Origin of the sequence: Gemmobacter megaterium (assembly GCF_900156815.1) — a bacterium.
Lineage (GTDB): Bacteria > Pseudomonadota > Alphaproteobacteria > Rhodobacterales > Rhodobacteraceae > Wagnerdoeblera > Wagnerdoeblera megaterium.
Genome location: NZ_FTOT01000001.1, coordinates 310,160 through 337,087, shown reverse-complemented (window position 1 = coordinate 337,087; position 26,928 = coordinate 310,160). Strand labels below are relative to the sequence as shown.

General features: G+C 67.5%; 27 protein-coding genes and 1 tRNA gene. 18 read left to right on the top strand and 10 right to left on the bottom strand.

Translation table 11 applies throughout. The features are described from left to right. Positions 1–3 precede the first annotated feature (3 nt). The gene (locus BW970_RS01575; RefSeq protein ID WP_076528032.1) at positions 4–615 is read right to left on the bottom strand and encodes a lytic transglycosylase domain-containing protein; all 612 of its coding nucleotides are present in this window, start codon (positions 613–615) and stop codon (positions 4–6) included. 168 nt (positions 616–783) lie between these two features. On the opposite strand from BW970_RS01575, the gene ssb reads away from it, so the two are divergent. From ssb to BW970_RS01540, 7 genes are all read left to right on the top strand, one after another. Continuing rightward, positions 784–1,323: a single-stranded DNA-binding protein gene (ssb, locus tag BW970_RS01570; protein WP_076528029.1), complete on the top strand. Its 540-nt coding sequence runs from the start codon at positions 784–786 to the stop codon at positions 1,321–1,323. 373 nt (positions 1,324–1,696) lie between these two features. Further along, positions 1,697–3,052, top strand: coding sequence for a homogentisate 1,2-dioxygenase (gene hmgA / locus BW970_RS01565; RefSeq protein ID WP_076528027.1), 1,356 nt, complete (start codon positions 1,697–1,699; stop codon positions 3,050–3,052). A 139-nt stretch (positions 3,053–3,191) separates the two neighbouring features. After that, the gene (locus BW970_RS01560; RefSeq protein WP_076528025.1) at positions 3,192–4,142 is read left to right on the top strand and encodes an MBL fold metallo-hydrolase; all 951 of its coding nucleotides are present in this window, start codon (positions 3,192–3,194) and stop codon (positions 4,140–4,142) included. A 56-nt stretch (positions 4,143–4,198) separates the two neighbouring features. Beyond that, positions 4,199–5,815, top strand: a complete 1,617-nt coding sequence (locus tag BW970_RS01555; RefSeq protein WP_076528023.1) for an FAD-dependent oxidoreductase — start codon at positions 4,199–4,201, stop codon at positions 5,813–5,815. A 3-nt stretch (positions 5,816–5,818) separates the two neighbouring features. Beyond that, the gene (locus BW970_RS01550; RefSeq protein ID WP_076528021.1) at positions 5,819–6,016 is read left to right on the top strand and encodes a DUF2783 domain-containing protein; all 198 of its coding nucleotides are present in this window, start codon (positions 5,819–5,821) and stop codon (positions 6,014–6,016) included. 52 nt (positions 6,017–6,068) lie between these two features. Further along, a tRNA-His gene (locus BW970_RS01545) sits at positions 6,069–6,145 on the top strand. 59 nt (positions 6,146–6,204) lie between these two features. Continuing rightward, positions 6,205–6,438 (top strand): DUF6324 family protein, encoded by a 234-nt coding sequence (locus BW970_RS01540; protein WP_076528019.1) that lies wholly within the window; start codon positions 6,205–6,207, stop codon positions 6,436–6,438. 120 nt (positions 6,439–6,558) lie between these two features. Here BW970_RS01540 and BW970_RS01535 read toward each other — a convergent pair whose 3' ends face one another. Further along, entirely contained in the window at positions 6,559–9,105 is a 2,547-nt protein-coding gene (locus BW970_RS01535; protein ID WP_076528016.1) for an ABC transporter permease, read from the bottom strand. A gap of 62 nt (positions 9,106–9,167) precedes the next feature. Beyond that, the gene (locus tag BW970_RS01530) at positions 9,168–9,710 is read right to left on the bottom strand and encodes a DUF2478 domain-containing protein (protein WP_076528014.1); all 543 of its coding nucleotides are present in this window, start codon (positions 9,708–9,710) and stop codon (positions 9,168–9,170) included. Between the two features lie 69 nt (positions 9,711–9,779). On the opposite strand from BW970_RS01530, the gene mobA reads away from it, so the two are divergent. Genes mobA through BW970_RS01510 form a run of 4 tightly spaced genes read left to right on the top strand, consistent with a single transcriptional unit; the run spans position 9,780 to position 13,261 of the window. After that, positions 9,780–10,382: a molybdenum cofactor guanylyltransferase MobA gene (gene mobA / locus BW970_RS01525; RefSeq protein ID WP_076528012.1), complete on the top strand. Its 603-nt coding sequence runs from the start codon at positions 9,780–9,782 to the stop codon at positions 10,380–10,382. Then, on the top strand, positions 10,379–11,269 hold the full coding sequence (locus BW970_RS01520; protein ID WP_076528010.1) for a hypothetical protein: 891 nt from the start codon (positions 10,379–10,381) through the stop codon (positions 11,267–11,269). The genes mobA and BW970_RS01520 overlap by 4 nt, the downstream gene beginning before the upstream one ends. A 19-nt stretch (positions 11,270–11,288) precedes the next feature. Next, positions 11,289–12,140: a glucosamine kinase nucleotide-binding domain-containing protein gene (locus BW970_RS01515; RefSeq protein ID WP_229740422.1), complete on the top strand. Its 852-nt coding sequence runs from the start codon at positions 11,289–11,291 to the stop codon at positions 12,138–12,140. Next, complete coding sequence (locus BW970_RS01510) at positions 12,137–13,261, top strand: N-acetylglucosamine-6-phosphate deacetylase (RefSeq protein ID WP_076528008.1); 1,125 nt, start codon at positions 12,137–12,139, stop codon at positions 13,259–13,261. The genes BW970_RS01515 and BW970_RS01510 overlap by 4 nt, the downstream gene beginning before the upstream one ends. On the opposite strand, the gene ygfZ is transcribed toward BW970_RS01510, so the two are convergent. From ygfZ to BW970_RS01490, 4 genes are read right to left on the bottom strand one after another with little or no spacing between them, the layout of a single operon-like run. Continuing rightward, positions 13,226–14,029, bottom strand: a complete 804-nt coding sequence (ygfZ, locus tag BW970_RS01505) for a CAF17-like 4Fe-4S cluster assembly/insertion protein YgfZ (protein WP_076528006.1) — start codon at positions 14,027–14,029, stop codon at positions 13,226–13,228. The genes BW970_RS01510 and ygfZ overlap by 36 nt on opposite strands. A 37-nt stretch (positions 14,030–14,066) precedes the next feature. Further along, complete coding sequence (gene thpR / locus BW970_RS01500; RefSeq protein ID WP_076528004.1) at positions 14,067–14,609, bottom strand: RNA 2',3'-cyclic phosphodiesterase; 543 nt, start codon at positions 14,607–14,609, stop codon at positions 14,067–14,069. Further along, positions 14,606–15,712, bottom strand: coding sequence for an acetoin utilization protein AcuC (locus BW970_RS01495; RefSeq protein ID WP_076528002.1), 1,107 nt, complete (start codon positions 15,710–15,712; stop codon positions 14,606–14,608). The genes thpR and BW970_RS01495 overlap by 4 nt, the downstream gene beginning before the upstream one ends. 34 nt (positions 15,713–15,746) lie before the next feature. Further along, positions 15,747–16,994 (bottom strand): mechanosensitive ion channel family protein, encoded by a 1,248-nt coding sequence (locus BW970_RS01490; protein WP_076528000.1) that lies wholly within the window; start codon positions 16,992–16,994, stop codon positions 15,747–15,749. Positions 16,995–17,164: 170 nt separating this feature from the next. Here BW970_RS01490 and BW970_RS01485 point away from each other — a divergent pair, with 170 nt between their 5' ends. The 3 genes from BW970_RS01485 to BW970_RS01475 are packed head-to-tail and all read left to right on the top strand — an operon-like array spanning position 17,165 to position 18,775. Then, positions 17,165–17,704 (top strand): NUDIX hydrolase, encoded by a 540-nt coding sequence (locus BW970_RS01485; RefSeq protein WP_076527997.1) that lies wholly within the window; start codon positions 17,165–17,167, stop codon positions 17,702–17,704. Continuing rightward, complete coding sequence (locus BW970_RS01480) at positions 17,691–18,107, top strand: DUF1178 family protein (RefSeq protein WP_076527995.1); 417 nt, start codon at positions 17,691–17,693, stop codon at positions 18,105–18,107. The genes BW970_RS01485 and BW970_RS01480 overlap by 14 nt, the downstream gene beginning before the upstream one ends. Positions 18,108–18,109: 2 nt before the next feature. After that, complete coding sequence (locus BW970_RS01475) at positions 18,110–18,775, top strand: SDR family oxidoreductase (RefSeq protein ID WP_076527993.1); 666 nt, start codon at positions 18,110–18,112, stop codon at positions 18,773–18,775. Positions 18,776–18,884: 109 nt separating this feature from the next. On the opposite strand, the gene BW970_RS01470 is transcribed toward BW970_RS01475, so the two are convergent. Continuing rightward, positions 18,885–20,108, bottom strand: a complete 1,224-nt coding sequence (locus BW970_RS01470; RefSeq protein ID WP_076527990.1) for a glycosyltransferase — start codon at positions 20,106–20,108, stop codon at positions 18,885–18,887. A gap of 124 nt (positions 20,109–20,232) precedes the next feature. Between BW970_RS01470 and BW970_RS01465 the strand changes: the two genes are divergently transcribed. Then, complete coding sequence (locus BW970_RS01465) at positions 20,233–21,192, top strand: phosphoribosylaminoimidazolesuccinocarboxamide synthase (protein ID WP_076527987.1); 960 nt, start codon at positions 20,233–20,235, stop codon at positions 21,190–21,192. Between the two features lie 51 nt (positions 21,193–21,243). Continuing rightward, positions 21,244–21,393 carry a hypothetical protein gene (locus BW970_RS20695; RefSeq protein WP_159441412.1) on the top strand — a complete coding sequence of 50 codons (150 nt, stop codon included), beginning with the start codon at positions 21,244–21,246 and terminating at the stop codon, positions 21,391–21,393. Between the two features lie 62 nt (positions 21,394–21,455). Here BW970_RS20695 and BW970_RS01460 read toward each other — a convergent pair whose 3' ends face one another. Together BW970_RS01460 and BW970_RS01455 are read right to left on the bottom strand one after the other, a co-directional pair. After that, positions 21,456–22,658, bottom strand: coding sequence for an aminotransferase-like domain-containing protein (locus BW970_RS01460; protein ID WP_076527984.1), 1,203 nt, complete (start codon positions 22,656–22,658; stop codon positions 21,456–21,458). Positions 22,659–22,723: 65 nt separating this feature from the next. Continuing rightward, entirely contained in the window at positions 22,724–23,899 is a 1,176-nt protein-coding gene (locus tag BW970_RS01455) for a phenylacetate--CoA ligase family protein (protein ID WP_076527982.1), read from the bottom strand. A gap of 281 nt (positions 23,900–24,180) precedes the next feature. Between BW970_RS01455 and BW970_RS01450 the strand changes: the two genes are divergently transcribed. Both BW970_RS01450 and BW970_RS01445 read left to right on the top strand, forming a co-directional pair. After that, positions 24,181–24,993 (top strand): ABC transporter ATP-binding protein, encoded by an 813-nt coding sequence (locus BW970_RS01450; protein WP_076527979.1) that lies wholly within the window; start codon positions 24,181–24,183, stop codon positions 24,991–24,993. Then, the gene (locus BW970_RS01445; RefSeq protein ID WP_076527977.1) at positions 24,990–26,927 is read left to right on the top strand and encodes an AMP-binding protein; all 1,938 of its coding nucleotides are present in this window, start codon (positions 24,990–24,992) and stop codon (positions 26,925–26,927) included. Before BW970_RS01450 ends, BW970_RS01445 begins: the two co-directional genes overlap by 4 nt. The last annotated feature ends 1 nt before the right edge of the window (position 26,928 follow it).

The window sequence follows — 26,928 nt, the reverse complement described above, 5'->3', positions numbered from 1 at the left end:
CCGTCAGTTCCCCAAGATCGCCACGACATAGGCCTGTGTTTCGGCATAGGGCGGAATGCCGCTGTGCTTGGCCACCGCCTCGGGCCCGGCATTATAGGCCGCCAGCGCATGGCGCCAGTTGCCGAACCGGGCGTACATCTGTTTCAGATAGCGCGCACCACCATCAAGGTTCTGGTGCGGATCGTTGATATCCACCCCCAGCCCGCGGGCCGTATCCGGCATCAATTGTGCCAGCCCCGTTGCCCCCTTGGGCGATACCGCCGTCGGGTTGAACCCCGATTCCTGCTGCACAAGCCGCAGGAAAAGATCCTCGGGGATGCCATGGCGCTGTGCGGCCGCGCGTGCCGTCGTCAGGAACTCGCCCTTGTAGCGGCCCGCATAGCGCGGGATCATCCCGCTGGTCGAGGTGGTGACGGATTTCTTCTTGGCGTTCGGCGTCAACGAGACGGAATTCGCATATTGCTTGGACAACCGCGTATCGAGCAGCTTTTTCTGCTGGGCAAACTGTGCCTCGCGCCCTTTGGCCGCCGTTCCGGGCTTCAACCCCTGTGCCATCGCGGCACCCGACCCAAAGCCCACGCCAGCAATGGCCGCAACCAGCAAGATAACCCGCATTGTTCCGTCACCCGCAATCGTCCCGGCGCGGACTATAGCCGATTTCACGCGCTTCGCCACCCCTGACACCCGCAGGCGGGACACCGCCGATTGCGGACACAGGGCGACCGGGATATACCGTCGCCAACACGCCGGGCTGACCCGGCCACAGCGGAAGGGGAAGCGCATATGGCGGGCTCGGTCAACAAGGTCATCATCATCGGCAATCTGGGCCGCGATCCCGAAGTGCGCAGTTTTCAGAACGGCGGCAAGGTGGTGAACCTGCGGATCGCCACGTCGGAAAGCTGGCGCGACCGCACCTCGGGCGAACGCAAGGAACGCACCGAATGGCATTCCGTCGCCATCTTTTCCGAACCGCTGGCCAAGATCGCCGAGCAATACCTGCGCAAAGGCTCCAAGGTTTATATCGAAGGCGCGCTGGAAACCCGCAAATGGCAGGACCAGTCCGGCCAGGACCGCTACAGCACCGAAATCGTCCTGCGGCCCTATCGCGGGGAACTGACCCTGCTTGACGGCCGTGGCGAAGGCGGCGGTGGCGGTGGTGGCGGCAGCTACGAGGGCGGCTATTCCGGCGGCGGTGGCGGTGGCCGCGAACAGGGCGGTTATGGCGGCGGTGCAGGCGGCCAGGCCCGCGATCCAGGTGGCTTTGGCGGTGGCGGTGGCGGTGGCGGGCGCGGCGCCGATTTCGACGACGAAATCCCGTTCTGATCCAAGCCGTTCCAACACCACGACACGGCCCTGCGGGACATCCCGCAGGGCCGTTTGCATGAACAGCGGCCCCCGCCCCGCAGTCGCAAGACGACCTGCGCCGCCCCCCCCTGTCGCCAAGGCATGTCATGGCCCCCCTCGGCCATGCGCGGCATCGGCTGCGGCCACACCGCAAGGCCACACAGATCCCCCAACACCGGCCCATCCGCCCTGCCCTGCGTCTGGCGCTGGCTGGCGATCAGGTGCCCGCTCGCCCGCATTGCCAACCGACCGGGCCGCCGCAATCGCCTGCCGCAAAGTCATCTTTGCTTGACATTGTTGCAAGTGAAACCATTATGCGGCGCAAGCAGTGCTACCTGCGATGGAGGAGTCCATGACACGTCACGCACTTCCCGCCGGAATGATCCGGGCGGCAACGACCCTCGGCACGCATGAAGGTTACATGCCGGGCTTTGGCAATGATTTCGAAACCGAGGCACTGCCCGGCGCCTTGCCGCAGGGACAGAACTCGCCCCAGAAATGCAACTACGGGCTGTATGCCGAACAACTGTCCGGCTCTGCCTTTACCAAGCCGCATCCCGAACGCACCTGGTGCTATCGTATCCGCCCTTCGGTCAAACACACCACGCGGTTCGAGAAAATCGACGTGCCGCTGTGGAAATCGGCGCCGCATGTGCTGCCCGACGTGATCAGCCTGGGGCAATACCGCTGGGATCCGGTGCCACATTCCGAGGAAAAGCTGACCTGGATCACCGGGATGCGCACGGCCACCACGGCCGGCGACGTGAACACCCAGACGGGCATGGCCGCGCATATCTATCTTGTCACCGAATCCATGCAGGACGAATATTTCTATTCGGCCGATGGCGAAGTGCTGGTGGTGCCGCAAGAAGGCCGCCTGCGGTTTTGCACCGAACTGGGCGTGATCGACCTGGAACCCAAGGAAATTGCCATCCTGCCGCGCGGGCTGGTCTACCGGGTCGAGGTGCTGGAAGGCCCGGCGCGCGGGTTTGTGTGCGAGAATTATGGCGTGCCGTTCATGCTGCCGCATCGCGGACCGATCGGCGCCAACTGCCTGGCCAATCCGCGCGATTTCAAGACACCCGTGGCCGCCTTCGAGGACCGCGAGGTGCCATCCTCGGTGGTGCTGAAATGGTGTGGCCAGTTCCACCGCACCCGCATCGGCCATAGCCCGCTGGATGTGGTGGCCTGGCATGGCAATTACGCGCCGTGGAAATACGACCTGCGCAGCTATTCCCCGGTGGGCGCCATCCTGTTCGACCACCCCGACCCCAGCATCTTTACCGTGCTGACCGCGCCCTCGGGGCTGGAGGGGACGGCGAACATCGACTTCGTGCTGTTCCGCGAACGCTGGATGGTGGCCGAACACAGCTTCCGCCCGCCATGGTACCACAAGAACGTGATGTCCGAGCTGATGGGCAATATCTATGGCATCTATGACGCCAAGCCCAAGGGATTTGTCCCCGGCGGCATGTCGCTGCACAACTGCATGTTGCCCCATGGGCCGGACCGCAATGCCTTTGAAGGGGCGTCGAATGCCGAGTTGAAGGCCGAAAAGCTGGACGAGACCATGAGCTTCATGTTCGAGACCCGCTTTCCCCAGCATCTGACCGAATGGGCGGCACGCACGGCGCCGATGCAGGACGATTACATCGACTGCTGGGACAGTCTGGACAAGAAGTTCGACGGCACCCCCGGCATCAAGTGAGGGACGGGGGGCCTTGCCCCCCGGCCTGCCGGGTCCGGCAGGCTCCCCCCAGGGTATTTGTGGCAAGATGAAAGGATGCGCCGTAGAGCCAGGCCATGGGTCGGGCCAGCGCATCGGCTGAACAGGACAGGAACATCCGATGACCAAGGCGTTTGCCTCGCAAGGCGACATGAGCGACAAGACGATCAGCTTCACCGAGGTGGGCGAGGGGCTGTATGCCTTTACCGCCGAGGGCGATCCCAACAGCGGCGTCATCATCGGGGATGACAGCGTGATGGTGGTCGAGGCGCAGGCCACCCCGCGCCTGGCGCAGAAGGTGATCGACTGTATCCGCACGGTGACCGACAAGCCGATCAGCCATGTGGTGCTGACCCATTATCATGCCGTGCGCGTGCTGGGGGCCAGCGCCTTTGGGGCAGGCCAGATCCTGATGTCGGAAGCGGCGCGCAACATGGTGGTCGAGCGCGGGCAGGAAGATTGGGACAGCGAGTTCCAGCGATTTCCCCGGCTGTTTCAGGGGCATGAGAGCATTCCCGGCCTGACCTGGCCCACCACGGTGTTCAACGGGCGGATGTCGGTCTGGCTGGGCCAGCGGCGGGTCGATCTGCTGCAATTGGGCCGGGCGCATACGGCGGGCGACATCGTGATTCATGTGCCGGATGCCAATGTGATGTTCACCGGCGATATCGTGGAATATCATTCGGCCTGTTACTGCGGCGATGGCCATTTCCGCGACTGGGGCGGCACGCTGGACCGGATCAAGGCCTACGGCGTCGATGCGATTGCGCCGGGCCGTGGCGATGCGCTGGTCGGACGCGACATGGTGGATGCGGCCATCGAGAACACGCGCGATTTCGTCACCTCGACCTTCCGCCCGGTAGAGCGGATCGCGGCGCGTGGTGGCAGCCTGAAACAGGCCTGGGAGGCCGTGCGCGCCGAATGCGACCCGAAGTTCAAGGACTATGCCATCTACGAGCATTGTCTGCCGTTCAACGTCGCCCGCGCCTATGACGAGGCCCGTGGCATCGCGCATCCGCGCATCTGGACCGCCGCGCGCGATCTGGAGATGTGGGCGGCGCTGCAAGGCTGAGCATCCGGCCGGGTGCGGCGCGCCCGGCCCATCACGGCAGGCGGGGAGGCAGGCCAATGAAGGATAACGTGGAACAGCGCTATGATCTGGCGTTCCGGTTGTATCCTTATGCGAAATCGCCCGATCAGGAGGCCGCGCCGCGCCGCCATCCGGTGGTGGTGGTCGGCGGCGGACCCATCGGATTGGCCATGGCGCTGGATTTGGGGCAGCGCGGGGTGCCTGTGCTGGTGCTGGACGACCATGAGGGCGTGGGGGCGGGCAGCCGCGCGATCTGTTTTGCCAAGCGGACGCTGGAGATCTGTGACCGGCTTGGGGCCGTGGGCCCGATGATGGACAAGGGCGTGGTCTGGAACACCGGCAAGGTGTTTCACGATGACCGGCTGCTGTATGCCTTTGACCTGTTGCCCGAGGATGGCCATGCCTTTCCGGCCTTTATCAACCTGCAGCAGCCCTGGTTCGAGAAATATCTGCACGATGCCATTCTGGCGGCCCAGGCTGCGGGTGCGCCGATCGAGATCCGGGGCCGCAACCGGGTGGATGCGGTCGAGGCGTGGGACGATCATGTCGCGCTGCGCGTGGCAACGCCGGATGGCAGCTATGAGGTGCAGGCCGACTGGCTGATCGCCTGTGATGGCGCGCGCAGCCCGTTGCGGTCGATGCTGGGGCTGACCTTTGATGGCCGGGTGTTCGAGGACAATTTCCTGATCGCCGATGTGCGGATGCAGGCCGATTTTCCCACCGAACGCTGGTTCTGGTTCGAGCCGCATTTCAAGTCGGGCGATTCGGCGCTGTTGCACAAGCAGCCGGACGGGGTCTGGCGCATCGACTTTCAACTGGGCTGGAACATCGACCGCAAGGCTGAACTGGAGCCATCGCGGATCCGCGCCAGGGTGGATGCGATGCTGGGGCCGGATGTGCCCTATGAACTGGTCTGGACCTCGATCTACACCTTTCAGTGCCGCCGGATGGAGCGGTTTCGCCATGGCCGGGTGATCTTTGCCGGGGATTCGGCGCATCAGGTTTCGCCCTTTGGCGCACGGGGGGCCAATTCGGGCATTCAGGATGTGGACAACCTGGGCTGGAAGCTGGCGGCCGTGCTGGACGGCACCGCGCCCGACCGGCTGCTGGACAGCTACAATGCCGAACGGGTGCAGGGCGCGGACGAGAATATCCTGAACTCGACCCGCGCGACCGATTTCATCACGCCGAAATCGCCGGTGTCGCGGCTGTTCCGCAATGCGGTTCTGGCGCTGGCCGAAACCCAGCCCTTTGCCCGCACCATCGTCAATTCCGGCCGCCTGTCCGTGCCTTGCATCTATGACGGATCGGCGCTGAACGGGCCGGACGCCATAGGGCTGCCCGCCCGTACCCGCCCCGGCAGTCCCTGCCCCGATGCGCCGGTTCCGGGCGGCTGGCTGTTGCGCCGGCTGTCGGGATTCGTCCTGCTCGGCATCGACGCGGAAACGCCTGATCGCTTCGAAGCCCATGGCATGACGATTCCCGGACTTTGCCTGAGCGCCAGGGACAATGCGGCGCTGCGCAGCCGCTATCTGGGCGAGGCGTCGGGCGCCATCTATCTGATCCGCCCCGATCAGCATGTCGCCGCCCGCTGGACCGCATTTGACGCCGATGCCGTGGCCGGGGCGCTGGCCCGGTGTCTGGCAAGGGAGTGAACCATGCCGTTGATCACCACGCCCAACCTTTCCGATCCTGATGGCAGCTATGCCGCGCTGATCGCGGCCCATGACGGGCTGACCGAGACGGAGAGCCATGCGTTCAACGCCCGGCTGATTCTGGTGCTGATGAACCAGATCGGCGATGCGCAGGTCATTGCCCAGGCCTTGCGCATCGCGCGCGAAACAGGGGTGAAATAGCCGCGAAACCCCGCTTGCAATCCTCGGGCGACGGGGGTAAACCGCCGCCAGTGCCGCCTTAGCTCAGTTGGTTAGAGCGCTGGATTGTGGATCCAGAGGTCCCCCGTTCAAGCCGGGGAGGCGGTACCATCCCCCCGCAGTGCCGAGACGTTCACCCGCGGCCACGCGGCCAGCACCGGAGCACCGCCATGGGCATCAACAAGCAAAGCGACATCGCGGCCAATCTCCAGATCGGGCCGACCACGGACGGAATGGTCCGCATCTATGTCGAGGGCGAAGGCGTTGATCTGCCGCTGGATTTCGACCCGGACGAGGCCGAGGAAATCGCCGAGGAACTGCGCTCTGCCGCAGAGGCCGCGCGCCGGATCGCCGACAGCGCGGCTGGCAAGGCCAAGGGTAAACCCGGCAAGCCGCGCGGCTGACGGTTCGGTCCGCCGGCCCCGCTCAAGGGGCCGGTCCCGGCGGGTCGGGTGCACAGGCACCGCAATTCCCCACCAAGACGCTGGCCCCCGCCACGGGGCCCGCGCCTTGTGCCCGCCGGATCAATCCTGCGCGCGCAGAATCCGGGCAGGTCGCGCGGCCAGCGGTCGCAGCGCAAAGAGCAGCCCCGCCACCATGACGGCAAAGATCCCGCCTACCACGATGGCCAGCGCCGACACCGGCTCGAACCGATAGGGCACCTCCATCACCAGCCGCATCACGGCCCATCCGGCCAGCCCGCCTGCCAGAACCGCGACAGCGCCCGCGGCCGCCCCCATCAGGGCCGAGCGCAGCGCGAACGATGCCAGAATGCGCCCCCGCGTGGCCCCCAGCGTCTTGAGAACGGCGGATTCGAACACCCGCGACCGCTCGCCCGCCGCAGCAGCCCCGATCAGCACCATGAAGCCGGTCAGCAGCGTGGCCCCTGCGGCCCAGGCCGTCGCGGTGGCAATGGCGTCCAGCGCATCGGTCACTTGCGCCACCGCATCGCGGATGCGGATGGCTGTCACGTTCGGGTAGGCTTGCGCCAGATCGCGCAGGATGCGCGCTTCGTGTTCCTGCGCTGTATAGACGGTTGCAATATGGGTATGGGGGGCGCCCTGCACCGCATTGGGGGACAAGGACATGACAAAGCCGATCCCTCCGGTGGAAAAGTCCACCTCACGGAAGCTGGTGATCGTCACCTCGATATCGCGGCCAAGGATGTTGACCGTGATCCGGTCGCCCAGCTTCAGCCCGATCTCCTGCGCCTCATCCAGACCAAACGAAACTTGCGGCGGCCCGTCATAGCCGGGGGGCCACCATTCCCCGGCCACCACCTTGGTGCCTTCGGGCGGCTGATCGGCATAGGTCACGCCGCGGTCGCCCCGCACAACCCAATGATCGCCAGCCACCTCACTGGCCGGACGCCCGTTGATGCGGGTCAGCACGCCGCGCAGCATGGGCGCGGTTTCCACCCGGTCCACCGCCGGATCTGCCGTCAGCCGGTCCAGAAACCCGGCAATCTGATCGTTCTGGATATCGACAAAGAAATAGGCCGGCGCGCGTTCGGGCAGATCCCGCGCGATGGCGGAACGCAGGTTGCCGTCGATCTGACCCACGGCGGCCAGAACCGTCAGCCCCAGCCCAAGCGACAGGACGACCGAGGCCGTCTCGTGCCCCGGCCCGCCCACCGCCGAAACGGCAAGCCGCAACGCGGGGCGCCCGCGCATCAGGCGGCTGCGCGCCAACCAACGCGCCGAGTGCTTCAGGCCCTGCGCCGCCAGCATCAACACCAGCAGCGCCCCTGCCACACCGACCGCCGCCCAAAGCGCCATCAGCGCCGCGCCCGAAAACACCATCGCCCCGCCGACCAGCAGGGCCGCAAGCCCGCCCGTCACCCCCCACCACACCGGCGCAGGCCACCCTGCGACACGCCCGCCCGCTGCGCGGTACAGCGCCGCCGCGCGGGTCGAGGAGGCCCGCGCCAGTGGCCAGACAGTGAACAGCAGCGATACGGTCACGCCATAGAATGCCGCTTCGAGCATGGGCAGCGGATAGGGGGCAAAAACAGCCGGAACCGGCAACACCGCATTGATCACCGGCGCCGCCATCAGTGGCACCCCGACGCCCAGCAACAGCCCAAGCACGACGCCCAGCAGGGTCAACAGGCCGATCTGCACCAGATAGGTGCGGAACAGCAGGCCCTGGCTTGCACCCAGCGTGCGCAAGGTGGCGATGGTCGCCGTCTTGCCATCCAGATAGGCCCGGACCGCCGCCGAAATGCCGACTCCGCCCACCGCCAGCCCCGCCAGCCCGACCAGCACCAGAAACGCCCCCATCTGGGTGACAAACCGTTCCACCCCCGGCGCGGCACGGGTGCGGTCTTGCCAGCGCATTCCGGTATCGCGGAACTGCGCCAGCGCCTCGGCCTTGATCGCTGCCAGATCCGCGGTTTCGGGCAAGGTCATGCGGTATTCGGTTTCATACAGGGTGCCCGGCCCGATCAGCCCCGACTCCGCAAGATCAGCAGAGCGCACTAGCGTGCGGGGGCCAAGGCCAAAGCCGCCGCTTGCGCTGTCGGGCTCGCGCAGCAGCCGTGCACTGAGGTGGAACCGGGTCAGCCCCAGACGGAAGGTATCGCCCACCGCCAGCCCCAGACGGTCCATCAACACACCGTCCATGACAGCCCCCGGCAGACCATCCGCCCCCGCCAGCGCCTGCGCCACGGTCATGGGCGGATCCATCTCGGCCCGGCCCAGCAGCGGCCAGCCTGCATCCACCGCCTTGACCTGGGTCAGCCCGCGTTCCGCCGCAGCGCCATCGCCGACCACGACCATCGAGCGGAAGTCCACAACCTCGGCAACCCGGACCGCGACACGATCCATGAAGGCGCGTTCCTCCTCGGTCGCAAAGCGGTAGGTGAATTTCATCTGCGCATCGCCGCCCAGCAGCACCGCGCCCTGATCGGCCAGCCCGTGCTGGATGGCCGACCGCACGATGCCAACGGCGGCAATCGCCGCCACCCCCAGCACCAGACAGGCAAGAAATACGCGAAAGCCCTTCAAGCCGCCCCGAAGCTCGCGCCGCGCCAGACGGATCGCCAGCCCCAAGCCCTGTCCTGCTGCCATGTCCTGCCCCTGTCTGCAAAATTCTGCCGAGCCTAGCGCAGCCCCCGCCCCGGCTCCACCCGCTATTGCCGCAGGGCAGCACCGATAGCGGGAACGTGAGCGAAACCGGGGCACTGCGCCGCCACCCAGCGCAGCACCGCCCGAGGATCGGGCGGCAATTGATCGGCCAGACCACCGGCAAAGGCATCGAACGCGGCCCGGTTCACCGGCTTGACCTGCGTAAGCACCGGGATGCCCGCCGCCAGCGCCTGCCCGATGACCTGGCGAAACCCGCCGCCGTCGGCCTCTTGCTTGCCGAATTTGTTGACGATCACCAGATCGGCCCCGGCGGCAAGCCTGATGGCCACGCGGGCGGCCGCCCGTTCCACCCCGTCGGGATCCAGGCGGCATCCTTGCGACAGCGGGCCAAGGTTCTGGCTGATCCGCACCCGATCCGGGCTTCCCAGCAGGTGCAGGTCCATGTCGCAGGCCCGCCCATCGGCATGATCGGTATTTTCCTGCACGGCCCCCGCCAGCCGCAGACCCTGGCCCGCAAGCGTCCGGGCAAGCATGGCGAAAAGCCGGTCGCCCTGCCCCCTGCCGTCTGCCGTGATGACCCCAAGCATCGGCGCCCCTTTCGTCTGGCTGCAAGCTTTGGGTATAACCGCGACAGGCATCCGGGCAAGGGTCAAAGGATGGCGGAAACGCGCGGCATCATTCTGGCGGGCGGCTTGTCCAGCCGCATGGGCGGCGGCGACAAGGCGCTGCTGCCGCTGGCAGGGCGGCCGATGATCGGCCATGTGATCGCGCGGCTGGCGCCGCAGACCGGGCCGCTGGCCATCAGCGCCAATGGCGATCCGGCCCGGTTCCTGCCCCTTGGCCTGCCGGTGCTGCCCGATACGGTTCCGGGATTTCCCGGCCCGCTGGCCGGTGTTCTGGCCGGGCTGGACTGGGCAGCCGGTCATGGCGCGGACCAACTGCTGACCGCCGCCGCCGACAGCCCGTTCCTGCCGCATGATCTGGCGGCACGGCTGGCAGGGGCCGGGCGGTTCGCCCTGGCCGCCAGCCCCGACCAGACCGGCGTCCAGCGCCTGCACCCTACATTCGGCCTGTGGCCCGTCGATCTGCGCGAGGCGTTGCGCCGGGCGCTGGCCGGGGGCTCCCGGCGCGTGGCCCGTTGGGCGCTGGATCACGGGGCGGTGACGGTGGCCTTTGCCACCGTGCCGTTCGATCCCTTCTTCAACGTCAATACCCCTGCGGATCTGGCGCTGGCCGAAACCATGGCCGCGCGGACATGAGGTTCGACCGGATCGCCATGCTGGACTGGTCCTCGGCCAGGGGACCGAAACGCGGCAAGGATTCGATCTGGCTGGGCCTGGCAGGCGCGGGGGCACGGCCGCCGGTCAACCTGCCCACCCGCGCCATGGCCGAAGCCGCGCTGCGGGACCTGGCGCAGCAACCGGGGCGGCTGCTGATCGGCGTGGACATCGGCTTTGCCTGGCCTGCGGGCTTTGCCACGGGGCTGACGGGGCGCCCTGCCGCCATGGCGGTCTGGGACTGGCTGGCGCAGCGCGTCAGCGAAGGCCCGGACGGGTCCAATCACCGTCAGGTCGCGGCCGAGGCGAACCGCGCCTTTGCCGGGGGCGGCCCGTTCTGGGGCGACGGCACACGCAACGGCACGCCGGGCCTGTCGCGCACCCGGCCCGAGCTGCCGCCCGGCATGGCCTGGCATCGCGGCATAGAACGGGCCGCCCGCTTTGGCCGCGTCGCCCCGAAATCCATGTTCCAGTTGGCAGGGATCGGCGCCGTCGGGGCGCAGGCGCTGACCTGCATTCCCATCCTGCACCGTTTGCGCGCCGCCCTGCCCGGCGATGTTGCCGTCTGGCCGTTCGAGCCGGTGGACACCGCCCGCACCGTTCTGGCCGAAGTGTATTTCTCGCTTCTGGACCAGCGGCTTGCCGAGGTGCTGCCGCAGTATCCCTGTCTGGATGCCGCGCAGGTGGATTTGCTGGCGCAGGCCATGATGCGGCTGTCGGGCCAGGGCGCGTTGCCCGCGCTGATGACCCCGCGCGCGCCGCAGCAGCAGGTGATGGACGAAGGCTGGATCCTTGGCGCCGGGGATCACCTTGCGTTGCAGGCCGCAAGCCATGGCGCCTTGCCGCCCCCGCCCGATCCGCTAGGTTAGGCGCGCAAGGACCGGGGGCATGATGCGGCTGTATCTGGGAGTGGATGGCGGGGGCAGCGGCTGCCGCGTGCGGCTGGCGGGGGCCGATGGCCAGCCTCTGGCCGATGGCGTGGGCGGCCCGGCGAATATCGCGCTTGATCCCGAAGGGGCCTGCCGCAACATCCTGTCCGCTGCGGCGCAGGCCATGGCGGCGGCCTTTCCGGCCGATGACCCGGCCCGCCTGATGGCCGGCACCTGGGCGGCCCTGGGCCTGGCAGGCACCGTCGCGGCCGGGGCCGAAGAGTGGCTGGCCAGCCGCCTGCCCTTTGCCCGCAGCCGGATCGTGTCGGATGCCTATACCAGCACATTGGGCGCGCTCGGCGGGCAGGATGGCATCGTGGCGGCCATGGGCACCGGATCGGTCTTTGCCCGGATGCGGGGCGGGCAGTACGATCAGATCGGCGGCTGGGGGTTTCTGCTGGGCGACGAGGGTAGCGGCGCGGTGCTGGGGCGGCGGCTGGTCGAACTGGCCTTGCGCGCGCAGGACGGGCTGATCCCGATGACCCCCGCGCTGGCCGACGTGCTGGCCCGCCATGGCGGCCCGCATGGCACGGTCGCCTGGGCCATCGCCGCGCGGCCCGCCGACTTTGCCGCCCACGCCCCGGCGCTGTTCACCAGCGCCGATCCCGCCGCAACCGAAGTGCTGGACCGGGCGGGCGCCGAAATTTCCGCCAGCATCGCTCGGCTGCAATCGGATGACCCGCTGCCGGTGGTCTGGACGGGGGGGCTGGGGCCGCTCTGGGCGGCGCGGATCGGCGCGGCCTGGCCCCGGCGCCAGTCCGACGGATCGGCGCTGGATGGCGCCCTGCATCTTGCCATGGCGCAGGCATGAGCCGCCTTGCGCTGACCGGCGCCGCGATCTTTGACGGGGCACAGATCCACCCCGAGGCGGTGCTGGTGCTGGATGCGGACCACATCGAGGGCCTTCGCGCCGATGTTCCGCGCGGCTGTGCCGAACTGTCGATGGACGGCGGCATTCTGGCGCCCGGCATGGTGGATCTACAGGTCAACGGCGGCGGGGGCGAGATGGTGGGCCCCGCCACCGATGCCGCGCAACTGGCGCGGATCTGCGCGGCCCACGCACGGCTGGGCGCGACCGGCCTCCTGCCGACCCTGATCACCGACCGGCCCGCAGTGACAGCGCAGGTGATCGCCGCCGGGATCGCCGCTGCCGGGCTGCCGGGCTTTCTGGGCCTGCATCTGGAAGGCCCGCATCTGGATCCGCGCCGCGCAGGCGCCCATGATCCGGCGCTGATCCGCCCGATGACAGAGGCCGATTGCGAGGCCCTGTGCAGCGCCGCCGCGCACCTGCCCGCGCTGTTGGTCACGCTGGCGCCTTGTGCCGCCAGCCCCGACCAGATCGCCCGGCTGGCGGCAGCCGGGGCCATCGTCAGTCTGGGTCACGCCGAAACCACCTGCGCCGAGGCACAGGCCGCCTTTGCCGCGGGTGCACGCTGCGTCACGCATCTGTTCAACGCCATGAGCGGGCTTGGCCACCGCGAACCCGGCCTGGTCGGCGCGGTGCTGGCCGGCGACACGGCGGCGGGGATCATCGCCGACGGCCATCATGTGGCCCTTGAAGTGCTGCGCATCGCGCTGGCGGCGCGGCCTGCGGGGTTGTTCGTGGTATCGGATGCCATGGCCGTGGCAGGCACTGACAGGCCGGGGTTCACGCTGAACGGGCGTCAGGTCATGCGGCGCGACGGGCGGCTGGTGCTGGACGGCGGCACGCTGGCCGGGGCCGACCTTGCGCTGCCGCAGGCCGTCGCGGTGCTGGTGCGTCAGGTGGGCTTGCCGCTGGACCGGGCGCTGGCCATGGCGACGGCCACGCCTGCCGCGCTGATCGGGTCCGAGGCCGGACATCTGCGCCCCGGCGACCGAGCGGATGTGCTGCACCTGACGGCTGATCTGCGCCTGTCAGCGGTCTGGCAGGCTGGCAGGCGGATCGTCTGATCCGCCCGCAGGCAGCAGGGTGACACGCGCCTCGCCCGCCAGCATCTCGCCGTCGGCCCGGTCAAAGCGCAGATATGCGATGGCGCGGTCGCCCGACCGGGTGAACAGGGTTCCGACATCGCGCCCATGCGCAAGGATCTGGGTGCCGGGCACGGCCTCCCCGGAGAGGGAAACGGTTGCAAACCCTTTGCGCAGCTCGGTTTTATGCTTCATGCGGGCGGTGACTTCCTGCCCGACATAGCAGCCCTTGCGGAAATCGACGCCATGCAGCCGTTCGAACCCGGCTTCAAGGATATAGGTTTCGTTCGGGACAAGCTCGATACAGGTTTCGGGAATGCAATGCGCCACGCGGATCGCATCCCAATTGATGGCGGGGCTGTCGCCCTCGGCCTCGCCATAGGCGCGCCAGCCCAGGGCGTCATGGCGCGGGTCGGCCACAGCCCCCGCAGGCGCGTCGCCCAGACCACGGCGCACGATCAGCCCCGCACGCTCGATCGTGACCTTGGCGCGCAGCCGGTACATCGTCAGCCGCCGGAGCAGATCGTCGGCCAAAGGGGTCGCCACATCCAGCCAGATGGTGCCCGGCGGGCCGGGAACCAGCAGGAAATCGGCCAGATATTTGCCTTGGGGCGACAGGATCGCCGCATAGACCGGGCCTTGCGCTATGGCCCTGATGTCGTTCGTGATCAGCCCTTGCAAAAAGACCTCGCGGTCCTCGCCAGAGATGGCCAGCACGCTGCGGCCGGGGTCGGTTTCACCAAGGGTCATGTCGGGCCTCCTGCGCGGCAGATATAGGCGGGCCGCATCACGCTGTCAGGGGGTAGCTTGCAAGTTCATCATAGCGCGGGCCATCCCCGCCGCGTTCGGAACGGTAAAGCACAAAGCGATCCGCCGTCCACGGGCCTGCGGCAAAGCCGGCGCCTTCGGCGGCGGACCGCTCCAGCCGCATCGCATCGGCCAGATCGGCGCGGAACCGGCCCAGCGTGACATGCGGCACAAAGCGGCGGGCCTCTGCCGGGGCGCCCGCCATTGCGCAGGCCCGCGCGATGCGCGCCTGCATCCGCGCCAGATCCGGGTCTGGCACGACGCTTGCGTGAAAGCTGCGCGGCCGCGCACCACCGAACAGCCCCAGACCCTGCAAGGACAACGCCAATCGCGGCAACCGCAAGGCCCCAAGCGCCAGATCCACCTCTTGCAGGGCCGGAACGGCGACCTCTCCCAGAAAGGCCAGTGTGATATGGAAATTCTCCGGCGGCACCTTGCGCGGCAACGGCAGCAGGAATTGCGCCACGCTCAGACGGCTGCGGATCTCGTCGGGCAGCGGCAAGGCGACAAAGGCGCGGATCATGGGCCGGGCCGCCCTGCCAGCACGGCAAGCCGCGCGCGGATCTCGGGGCGCACCGCCCCTTCGCGCGGCGTGTCGCGCAGGGTGGTGAACCAGTGGGGCTGCACCGGCTTGCGCTTGGGCGCGTCGTGCCAGACCAGCGCGCGCAGCACGGATTCGGCCTCGTGTGGCAGGCGGTCGGGGATCTCTGCCCCTGCGAGGGTGGCCCAGACGCCTGTCCAGCACCGCCCGACCGACCAGGGATTGTAGCCCCCGCCCCCCAGCACAAGATAGCGCGGCGCAACGGGGCGCAGTGCCGCCACCACCGACCAATGGGCATTGTTCGACAGCGACAGCCGCGACAGCGGATCCTCCTCCACCGCATCCGCCCCGCATTGCAGGACCACGGCATCGGGGCGAAACCCCTCCAGCCGCGGCAGGATCAACTCGTGCAAAGCCGCCCGCATCTCGGAATCGTTGAACCCCGCAGGAACCGGCAGGTTGAACACATTGCCGGCACCTTCGTCCTCCAACAGCCCGGTAAAGGGCCAGCGGCGTTCCTCATGCACCGAGATCAGCAGCGTGTCGGGATCGTCCCGAAAGGCGACATCCACGCCGTCGCAATGGTGGGCGTCGATATCGACATAGGCAATCCGGCGCAGCCCCAGACGGCGCATCGCCAGCATGGCCAGCACCGGATCGTTCAGATAGCAAAAGCCGTTGGCACGGTCCGGCAGGCCATGATGCGTGCCACCGGCAGGCACATAGACCACGCCGCCCTCGCGCAGCATCTCTGCCGCCAGCATGACCCCGCCCGCCGATGTGGCAGGCCGCCGCCAGACCTCGGGAAACACCGGATTGGCATGGGTGCCAAGGCCAAAGGCGCGCAAGTGATCAGCCGGCCCGGTCGCCTCTGCCTCCTGCAAGGCGGCGATATAGGCCGGGTGGTGCCAATGGGTCAGCGCCTCGGGCCGGGCGCGGGGGCTGCGGCGAAAGGCGTGGTCGGGCAACCAGCCCAAGGCGCGCGACAGATCCATCACCGTGGACACGCGCGGCACGCGCAAGGGATGCCGCTGGCCATAGCTCGACATGCGGTAAATCTCGTGCCCGATCAGCACCGGCCCCATGGCACCCTCACCCCTGCCCTGTCGCGCCACCCGATCATGCAGCCGCGCGGTCCGCAAGGGGGGCCACCGCCAGCCGACCGAAATCGTGACCCGTCGGCGACTGGAACAGACGTAGACCGAACTCCGGCAGAATGGCGATCAGATGATCGAACATATCGGCCTGAATCCCTTCATACGCGCCCCAGGCCGTGGTTGCGGTGAAGCAATAGACCTCCAGCGGCAGACCATCGGCGCCAGGCGGCAACTGCCGCACCAGCAAGGTCATGTCCTGACGAATGTCCGGACGGGCACGCAGATAGGCATCCACATAGGCGCGGAAGCTGCCGATATTGGTCATGCGCCGGGTGTTCGCAGGGGTCTGGGCCGCATCACCCAGTGCGGCATTCCACTGCGCCATTTCCTGCGCCTTGCGCGGCATATATTCTGCCAGCGGGCGCAGCCGGGCCAATCTGTCACGCTCGTCATCGTGCAGGAACCGCACCGAGTTCTGGTCGATGGGCAAGGCCCGCTTGATCCGCCGCCCACCGGATTCGGTCATGCCGCGCCAGTTCTTGAACGGCTCCGACACCAGCTTGCGCACCGGAAAGGTGGTGTAGGTGGAATCCCAGTTCTTCACCGTCACAGAATACAGCGACAGATCGACGACATCGCCATCGGCGTTCATCGATGGCATCTCGATCCAGTCGCCAACCCGCACGATGCCGGTCGAGGAGATCTGCACCGATGCCACCAGTGACAAGATGGTATCCTGGAACACCAGCATCAGAACGGCGGTCAGCGCCCCCAACCCCGACAACAGGATCAAGGGCGAGCGGTCGATGATCGCCGCGATCATCAGAATGGTGGCAAGCCCATAAATCAGGATATTGGCGACCTGCACATAGCCGCGGATCGTGCGCCCGCTCGCACCGTTGCGCCGGTGCCAGATCCGTTCCCCCAGGTTCACCGCCGCCACGATGGCCATTGCGACGACAAGGATGATGAAGGCATGCGCCACATTGCGCACCACCTGCCCCAGAACTGGCGGCAGGCCCGGCACGGCCATGATCCAGCCCGCAATCACCAGGGCGGGGGCTGCGTTGGCAAGCCGCGACAGAATTCCCGCGCGGACCACATCGGGCCCGTTCAACAAGGCGATGCCCGCGATCAGCCGGTTCAACCCGCGCACCAGCGCCAGCCGGACCACCAGGTTGACCACCCCCGCCGCGACCAGCAATACCGACAGCCAGAACACTGTCTCGATCCAGGGATAACGTGCGACGATCTCGCCAAGCTCTGCCACGCGGTCTGCTCCATCTGTTGTGTGCAAAGGGTCGTTTTTCGCATCATTTGCCGCAAATGGCCACCATGCGGGACAACCTTCCCCAGATGCGGTGGATTTCAGGGTGCCCACCCCCACGGGATGTGGCATGGCGGCGCAACACCCGCTAGGTTGCCGGCAAAGGAGTCGCCGTGCCACAGCCCGATCCCGCCATCCGCCCCCGCCCCGGCGCGCATCTGCAATATGCGGCGCTGTGCTGGCGGCTGAAGGCGGGCCGGGTCGAGGTGCTGCTGATCACCAGCCGCGAGACCGGCCGCTGGCTGATCCCGCGCGGCTGGCCCATGGCAGGCCACAGCCCGCCAGAGACCGCCCGGATCGAGGCTTGGGAAGAGGCCGGGGTCTGCGGCACTGCTGGCTCGGACTGCATCGGGGTCTATTCCTATGCCAAGGGGCGGGCGCCGGAATCGCTGCGGCTGTGCCAGGTGCAGGTCTATCCCCTCGCCGTCAGCCGCCTGGCCAAGACCTTTCCCGAACAGCACCAGCGGCGGCGCAAGTGGTTCACCCCCCGCAAGGCCGCCCGCAAGGTGGCCAATGAGGGTCTGGCCGCCCTGCTCGACCGTTTCGACCCCTTTGCATCACCGCTCGAACGCGCGACGCCCCTTGAAACCGCGCCGCCCGAAGGGCACTTTCGGATCTCGCCTGGGACGGAGTCGGCGCATGATCCGCTATGATCTGAAATGCGACAAGGGCCATGCCTTTGACAGCTGGTTCGCCAGCGCCGCCGCCTATGACAGGCTGGCAGCCGCCGGCCATGTCGCCTGCCCGGATTGCGGCTCGGCCAGCGTGACCAAGGCGCTGATGACCCCAGCCGTCACCCAGCGCAGCAACGACCGCGCTCTTGCCACCCCCCGCGACCCGAAAGAGGCGGCACTGGCCGAACTGCGGCGCAAGGTCGAGGAGACCTCGGATTACGTCGGCCTCTCCTTCGCCGCCGAAGCCCGCGCCATGCACGAAGGCCAGATCCCCGAACGCGCGATCCACGGCGAGGCCAAACCCGACGAGGCCCGCAAGCTGATCGAGGATGGCGTGCCGGTCCTGCCGCTGCCCTTCCTGCCGACACGCAAGACGAACTGACGATGCGCGTCCTGATCACCGGCGCCAATCGCGGCATAGGCCATGGCCTCGCGGCCCGGCTTGCCGCCCGCGGCGATCAGGTCGAGGCAACGCGCCGCAGCGCCCTGCCGGACCATCTCCCTGGCGTGACCTGGCACCCCCTCGATGTCACGGACCCGGCCTCGATCCAGGCGATGGCCGCCGCGCGCGGCGCGGCCCCGCTCGATCTGCTGGTGTGCAATGCCGGGATCCTGCCCGACAAGGACCAGCCCCTGGCGACAGGATACCCGCCCGCGATGTGGGCGGCAGCCTTTGCAACCAATGTCACCGGCACCTTCCTGACGGTACAGGCGCTGCTGCCGGCCCTGCGGTCCGGCACACGGCCACGCATCGCCCTGCTTGGCTCCGCCATGGGCTCCGACGCCCGCGCACCGGGCGGCAGCTATATCTATCGCGCGTCCAAGGCAGCGGTGCTGAACCTCGGCCGCAACCTGGCGACCGACCTGCGCGCACAAGGCATCTCGCTGGGCATCTATCACCCCGGCTGGGTACAGACCGCCATGGGCGGCCCAGAGGCCGACATCGACGTGGCCACCGCCGTCACCGGGTTGATCCGCCGCTTCGACGCGCTCGATCTCGCCGACAGCGGCTGTTCCCGCAGCTACGACGGCCAGCCCGTTCCGTTCTGATCCGGACCGCCCCCTCCCGCGCCGATCACTCGGCAAGGACCGCGTGTCCCTTCACCTTCCCCAAATACCCTCGGGGGGCAATGGCGGTGTGAACCGCCACCGCCTCCCCTCAGCCGCCCCGCGCAGGATTGCCCGTCGCCATCGCCCGGCGAAACAGCGCCATGAACTTTGGCGCAACCCGCCCGATGTGATACTCCGTTCCGGTCTGCGCCGCCGCGGCGCCCAGACGCGCCCGCTCGGCAGGGTCATCCCGCAAGCGCCGGATCTCGCGCAGCCACAATCCGTCGTCATCGGGCAACACCAGCCCGTTCTCGCCATGCCGCACCAGCTCGGGAATGAAGTTGCGCGCCGAGGCGATCACCGGCCGGCCGCGCGCCATGATCTCCATCAGCCCCCAGTTGGCCACGCCATGGCGCAGCGGATACAGGAACAGATCAATCCGGTTCACCAGCGCCGCATACTGATCATAGGGCAGCTTGCCGGGAAACTCGATCGCCTGCGCCGCCGGATGGCGGTCCAGCAGGTAATCGCGGAAGGTCTTGGTCGTGTCCTTGTAGTGCCGATGCACGAACTGCTGTTCATAGCCATAGGTCGGCGCCGCCGGATCGCCGATGGCGACAAAGTGCATGTCGTCACCGGCCTGTCGCAACTGATCCACCAGCCGGACAAACACCTCCAGCCCCTTGGCGCTGGACAGATCGCGGGCGGCAAAGCCAAGGGTGAACGGCCCCTCCGCAGCAGCGGCCGCGGCGGGGTCGGGGCGCACGTCGAACCCTTCGAACTGCACGGCGATGCGCGGTTGCAATTCTGGCGGGAACAGGCTGCGCGCATAGGCGCTTGGCACGATGGTCAGCGCCGAACGCAGCACCTGATGAAAGGCCACCATCTCGGCATTCCTGTCGGTCAGGCGCTGGCCCGGATCGGGCGGATAGGCCGGATCCCAGCCATGGGCATGATAGCTGGGAAACTCGATATAGCTGACCACCGGCACGTCGATTTCATCGAACAGGAACTGCGGCGGCGCCCAGTTGGAATGGCACACGATCAGATCCGGCCGGCCCTTCTGCGCGATGAACGCCTGCACGGCCTTGAGCAACCCGCGCGACAGCCGGGCCGAGCGTTCGGTCCGCGCGGCATAGTAATAGCCGGGCGTATTGATGTCGCCGTCCGGGTCAAAGGCCAGAAGGTTGGTGTAGCGTGCATCGTTGCGCGCCTTGTTGCCCGGCATGGTCAGATACCAGGCTTCGGCCTGGCCGGTGTCATTGAGATGCTGGCACAACAGGCTGAACTGTCCCGGACAGACCGCCGAGGCAAACAGGATCACAGGTTTCATCGCATCACCGCCGCATTTTCGTGGCCCGGTGGTGCCATGGCGGGGCCATGCAGGGCAAGCCGCCTTGACAGGCCCGCGCCTTGGCGCGATAGCCCCGCCACGCCCGCAGCCCCCCGGAGGCCCCATGCGCACCCTGCCCGAAGCCGTCATCCCCGAACTGCCGAACTATTATCGCGGCAAGGTGCGCGATTGCTATGATCTGCCCGACACCGGCGAAGGCGAGCGGCGGATCCTGATTGCCTCGGACCGGCTGTCGGCCTTTGACCGCATCCTGGCCTGTATTCCCTGGAAAGGTCAGGTACTGACCCAGATCGCCCGGCACTGGTTCGACCGCACCGGCGATATCTGCCCCAATCATGTGCTGGCCTATCCCGATCCCAATGTGGTGATCGGCCGCAAGCTGGACATCCTGCCCGTCGAGGTGGTGGTGCGCGGCTATCTGGCCGGGACGACCGGCACCTCGGTGCTGACCATGTACAAGCAAGGCGTGCGCCAGATGTATGGCCATACCCTGCCCGACGGGCTGCGCGACAACGCGGCCCTGCCCGCGCCGATCATCACGCCCACCTCCAAGGCGTTTGACGGCGGCCATGATGCGCCGCTGACCGCAGCAGAGATCGTCGATCAGGGGCTGTTGAGCCCGGCCCTGTGGAACCGGGTCAGCGAGGTTGCGCTGGCCCTGTTCGCACGCGGCCAGGCCGAGGCCGCCGAACGCGGGTTGATCCTTGTGGACACGAAATACGAATTCGGGCTGGATGCCGAAGGCACGCTGCGGATCGCCGATGAAATCCACACCCCGGATTCCAGCCGCTACTGGAAGGCCGACAGCTATGCACAAGCCTTCGAGACCGGCGCGCGCCCGGCGAGCTTTGACAAGGATGTCATCCGCGCCTGGGTCGCGGCACGCTGCGACCCCTATGCCGATGCGATCCCCGAGATTCCAGCGGACATGATCGCCCAGACCTCGGCCACCTACATGGATGCGTTCGAGGCGATCACCGGCCTGCCCTTTGGCCCCGATGAAAGCGGCGCCAGCGTGCTGGACCGCGTCCGGGGCAATCTGGAGCCGTGGTTCACCCGCTGACCCTTGGCAGGCCGCGCCATGGCCCCCATTTCGGACGCAGGGGGACTGCACATGCCTGCAAGCCGGTTTCTGATCCTGATCCTGATCGTCCTTGCGGCTGCGGGGGGCAGTGTTCTGCTGCTGTCCCTGCTGCCGCCCTGGGGAATGGCACTGGCCTCTGTCGCCGCTGTGCTCGCCGCCCTGCTGCTGCGCCGCAGGTGACGGGAAACAGGGCCGTCTGCCCCTGTCATCCGTCCCGGCCATTCGCCCTTGGGATTGCGCGGTCAGAGCGACGGGCCACAGGCCGCAAGGCAGGCGGAAATCGCGCCGGCCAGGCGTCTGGTCCCCTCGACCAGACGGTCGGGCGGGTTGAGGGTGAAGTTGATGCGCAGCGACCGCCGGTCCACGCCCAGCGGGTCGAACACGCTGCCAGGCGCGATGCAGACCCCGTGCTCCAGCGCAACGCGCAACAGGCCGTCGGTATCCAGCCGCGGATCGCGGGCCGTGGCCCAGACGAACATGCCACCCCGTGGCACCTGCCAGTCGAGCACGCCGGACAGATGCCTGTCCATGGCGGCACAAAGCGCATCGCGGCGGCTGCGGTACAGATCCCGCACCTGGGGCTGGATGCGGTCAACAAGGCCATGCTCGAACGCCCGCAGCGCGATCATCTGGCATAGCCCGCTGGTGCACATGTCGGATCCCTGTTTGGCCGTGGTCAGCGCCGCAATCATCCGCGGCGCCGCGATCACCCAGCCGATGCGCAGACCGGGCGCGAGTTCCTTGGACAGGGTTCCCAGATAGATCACCGGACCGTCATAGGCGCCGCCAGTTCCCGCCAGCGACAGAATGCGCGGCAAGGGCGCGTCGTCGTAGCAAAGCGTGCCATAGGGATCGTCCTCCACCAGCCAGGTGCCGGTCTGGCGCGCCGCCTCCAGCAGGGCCGCGCGTTCGGCGGTGCCGACCAGCCGCCCGGTGGGGTTGGAAAAATTGGGCACCGTATAGGCAAAGGCCGCGCCGCGCAGTGCCGCCACCGGATCGAACCCGTTGGCGCCCAGAACCATGGGCCGATAGGCTGGGGCGCGCGGCCGCCAGGCATCGAGCGCACCCAGATAGGTGGGGCTCTGGGCGGCGATCTGCCCGCACGGTTCCAGCAGCACCTTGCCCAGCAGATCCAGCGCCTGCATCCCGCCTGTGGTGATCAGCACGTTATCGCGGCCCAGCGGCAGATCGGGCGTCGAAAACCGGGCCGCGATGGCATCGCGCAGCGCAGGCAGCCCTGCGATGGGACTGTAGCCAAGCGCCTGCGCCGGATCGTCGTGCACCACACGGGCCGCCAGATCCGCGATCTCTGCAACCGGCCAGAGCGTCGGCTCGGGCAGCCCCCCTGCCATGTTGATCAGATCGGGGATCTGACCTGCGGCAAGAAAGACCTCTGTCACATCGTTGGTCTGCGACATCCAGTCGGCAAAGGCAGGTACAGTCATGGTTTCCCCGGCACGGTTGCGGCTTTGGCACAGCCTAGGCGCGGCAGCCGCCGGGGGCCAGAGGTCTAGCGCAGATCGGCGAGCGTGGCCCCCTGCGGCAGCGCCCCCGATGCGCACCAGCGCAGCTCGCAGCCCAGCCGGGTCACGCTGCGCACCGACTTGTGCAGCGCCTCGGCCAAGGCCGGATCGTCGGGCCCTTCGATCTCCAGCGTCAGCCGGTCCCGTTCGTCGATCCGGTCCACCACAAAGCGCGCGGGCCTTGCCGGGGCCCCGACAGCCGCCAGAACCTCGGCCAGCATTCCGGGGCGCAGGAACATGCCCTTGACCTTGACAGCATCATCCGCGCGGCCCATCCAGCCCCGCAGGCGCGGCGGCCCTGCCCCATCGGCAGAGGCGACAATCGCGGTCAGATCCCCGGTGGCGAACCGGATCAGCGGATACGAGGTGCGGAAAAGGGTGACAACCAGTTCACCCACCTCGCCCGGCGCCAGCGGCGCGCCGGTGCCGGGGGCGACGATCTCGGGCCAGATCCCGTCGTTCAGGACCATCCCGTCATGGCTGGGGGTTTCATAGGCGAGGATCCCGAGTTCGGCCGTCCCGTACAGCTCGAACACCTCGACCCCGCGCCCGGTGAAGGCAGCGCGCAGCGTCGGCGTGACCGCCGCGCCCGACAGGAAGGCACGGGTGATCGCAAGCGGAACCCCTGCGGCATCGGCCCCCTTGATCAGGATATGAAGATAATCCGCCGTCCCGGCATAGGCGGTCGGACGATAGGCGCGCATCGCCGCAACGATCTGTTCGGTATTGCCGCCGCCCGCAGGGATCACCGCAGCCCCGGCAGCGCGTGCCGCATCATCGAACATCAGCCCGGCGGGCGTGAGGTGATACCCGAAGGTATTGAGCAGAACGTCCCCCGCCCCGAAACCCGCTGCGCGCAGCGCCCGCGCGGCCCCTGCATCGGCGCCGTCGCCCGGCTCGCAGATCGGACCGGGCGACAGGAACAGCCGCGCAAACCCCGACGCTGGCCGCGCGGCCAGCCCGCCGAACGGCAGATCGGCCGCTTGCAAGCCCGGCAGGTCGGCCTTGCGCAGCACCGGCAGGGCCGCCAGCGATTCGGCGGTCATCGGACCTGCCCCCGGATCGGGCAGGCGCGCGGCCCACCATGGCACCTCTGCCCGTGCCGCCCGAATCGTCTCTGCCACGGCCACCATGCCACGCTGCGTGCGCTCATCGGTCGTCATCCGGCGTTCCTCCCTGTCGAACTGGCGGAAGCCCCGCCTTCCTGAAGCATATTCATCAATATTCTTTTCCACATCGAACGAAATACTTCAATTCTGCAAGTGAAAATCTTGGTTTCTGCGCCTGCATTACCCAGAAACAAGATGCTTGACAGAAATAAATGAAACGGGTTCAAATAGCGCCAAGACGGCGAGAGACCGCCTGCGACACCACGATTTCAGGGAGGAGAGCGTGGTCCAGACCACACAGCCACAGAACGGCGCCCTGCGCGCCACTGCCCAGCATGACTGAGCGCAAGACGGACCAGCCGATCCTGCGCTGCACGGGGATCGAACGCTCTTTCGGCGGGCTTCGGGCGCTGAAAGGCGTCGATGTCGAGGTGCACAAGGGCGAGATCTTTGGCCTTGTCGGCCCCAACGGATCGGGCAAGACCACGATGGTCAACGTGATGACCGGCTTTTACCCGCCGAATGCGGGCCAGGTGGAACTGTACGGCGAACGCATCACCGGACTGGCGCCGCACAAGGTTGCCAAAAGGGGCGTGGCGCGCACCTTTCAGAACCTTGCCCTGTTCAAGGGGATGAGCGTGCTGGACAACATCCTGGTCGGGCGCCACACCCACATGCGCCCGTCGTCGCTGGCCACCCTGTTCTACTGGATCTGGGCACAGCGCGAGGAACTGGCGCATCGCCGCGTCGTCGAGGAAATCATTGATTTCATGCAGTTGCAGGACATCCGCGACGAACCCGTGGATGTCATCCCGATGGGGCTGCAAAAGCGGGTGGAACTGGCGCGCGCGCTGGTGGCCGAGCCGCGATTCCTGATCCTGGACGAGCCGATGGCCGGCATGAACCAGGAAGAAAAGGAATATATCGCCCGCTTCATCCTGGATGCGCGCGACGAGCGGGATGTGACCATCCTGCTGATCGAACATCACATGGATGTCGTCACCGCGCTTTGCGACCGGGTGACGGTGCTGTCCTATGGCGAGGTGATCGCGCAAGGCGAGCCGCGGGCCACCATCGCCGATCCGGCCGTGATCACCGCCTATCTGGGTGCGCGGGCGGCGGCCCGTCATGCGGGGGGTGCGGCATGAGCGTGCAGGGCAGGATCACCGGCTGGCCGGTGAATGATGCGGGCCGCCCGGCCACGCTGGTGGCGGCGCTGGCGGCCAATGCGGCGCAGGCGGGCAGGCAGCCGGGTTTCCGCGAACGCGAATATGGCATCTGGCGCGAATGGACCTGGGTCCAGGTGCTGGACGAGGTGCTGGCGCTGGCCGCCGGGTTCGAGACGCTGGGCCTGAAACCCGGCCATGCGCTGACCGTGGTGGGCGACAACCGCGCGACGATCTATTTCGCCATGCTGGCGGCCAATGCGCTGCGGGCCTTTCCCTCGCCGGTCTATCCCGATGTGCCGGTCGAGGAGTTCAAGAACTTCGTCCGCTTTGGCGACCCTGACATCGCCCTGGCCGAAGATCAGGAACAGGTGGACAAGCTGCTGGATCTGCGCGCGCAGATCGGGCGCCCCACCACCATCGTCTATGACGATCCGCGCGGGCTGGCCCATTACGCCGAACCGGGGCTGATCGCCCTGTCCGAGGTGGCCGAACGCGGCCGCAGGCGGCTGGCAGAGGCGCCGGGGCTGGCTGCCGATCTGGTCTCCCGTGCGGGGGCGGATGACACTGCGGTGCTGCTGTATTCCTCTGGCACCACAGGTCTGGCCAAGGGCATTCCGCTGCGCCATTCCAATATCACCGGCGGGATCGCCAATGCTGAGGCCGGCGGATATTTCCGCAAGGGAGAACGGCTTTTTGCATATCTTCCAACGGCTTGGGTCGGGGACTTCGTGTTCAGCCTGGCGGCGGGCGTCTTGTTGCAGGCGGTGATCAACATCCCCGAACGCGCCGAAACCGCGCTGCATGACCTGCGCGAGGTTGCACCTACGTTTTACCTTGCGGCACCAAGGGCTTGGGACGCGATGTTGACCCGCATCCAGGTGGGCATGGCCGACAGCACACCGCTGAAACGCCGCCTGTTCGACTGGTTCATCCCCCGCGCGATCGAACTGGAGCGCAAGCGCCTCAAGGGCCACAAGCCCACCGCCACCGAAGTGGTCCGCGAATGGCTGGGCAACCTGCTGGTCTATGCCCCGCTCAAGGACTGGCTGGGCCTGTCGCGCGCCGAACGCGCCTTTACCGGCGGCGAGGCGATGGGCGAAGAGACCTTCTTGTTCTTCCGCGCCCTGGGGATCCAGCTCAAGCAGTTCTACGGCCAGACCGAAACCTGCGCCCTCACCGCCGCGCAGGTCGAAGGCAGCGTGCGCATCGACACCGTGGGCCGCGCCATGCCTGGTGTGGATGTGCGGATCGACGACAATGGCGAAATCCTGATCCGCTCTGCCTCGGTCTTTTATGGCTATGCCGACAACCCCGAAGCCACGGCCGAGGCGCTGACCCCCGATGGCTATCTGCGCACCGGCGATGCCGGGCGGGTGCAGCCGGGTGGCGATCTGGTGGTGTTGGGGCGTGTAAGCGAACTGGTCGAGACCGCACAGGGCGAACGCTTCATTCCCACCTTCATCGAGAACCGGCTGAAATTCTCGCCCTATATCCGCAATATCGCGGTGCTGGGCGCCGGGCGCGACGACCTGACCGCGATTGTCTGCATCGACTACGAGGCAACCGGGCACTGGGCCGAACAGCGGTCGCTGTCCTATTCCAGCTATGCGGAACTGTCGCAAAAGCCAGAGGTGATCGAGCTGATCACCACCGAAATCGCCCGCGTCAACGAGTTGCAGCCCGATGCCTTGCGCATTCGCCGTTTTGTCAACCTGCACAAGGACTTCGACGCCGATGATGGCGAAATCACCCGCACCCGCAAACTGCGGCGCAAGGTGATCGAACAGACCTATGCCCGGCTGATCGACGCGCTGTACGGCGGCGCGCGCGAGGTCACGTTCGACGCCAAGATCACTTATGAAGATGGCCGGCAGGGCACGCTGAGCCGCAACCTGAGCATCCGGGAGGTCTGAG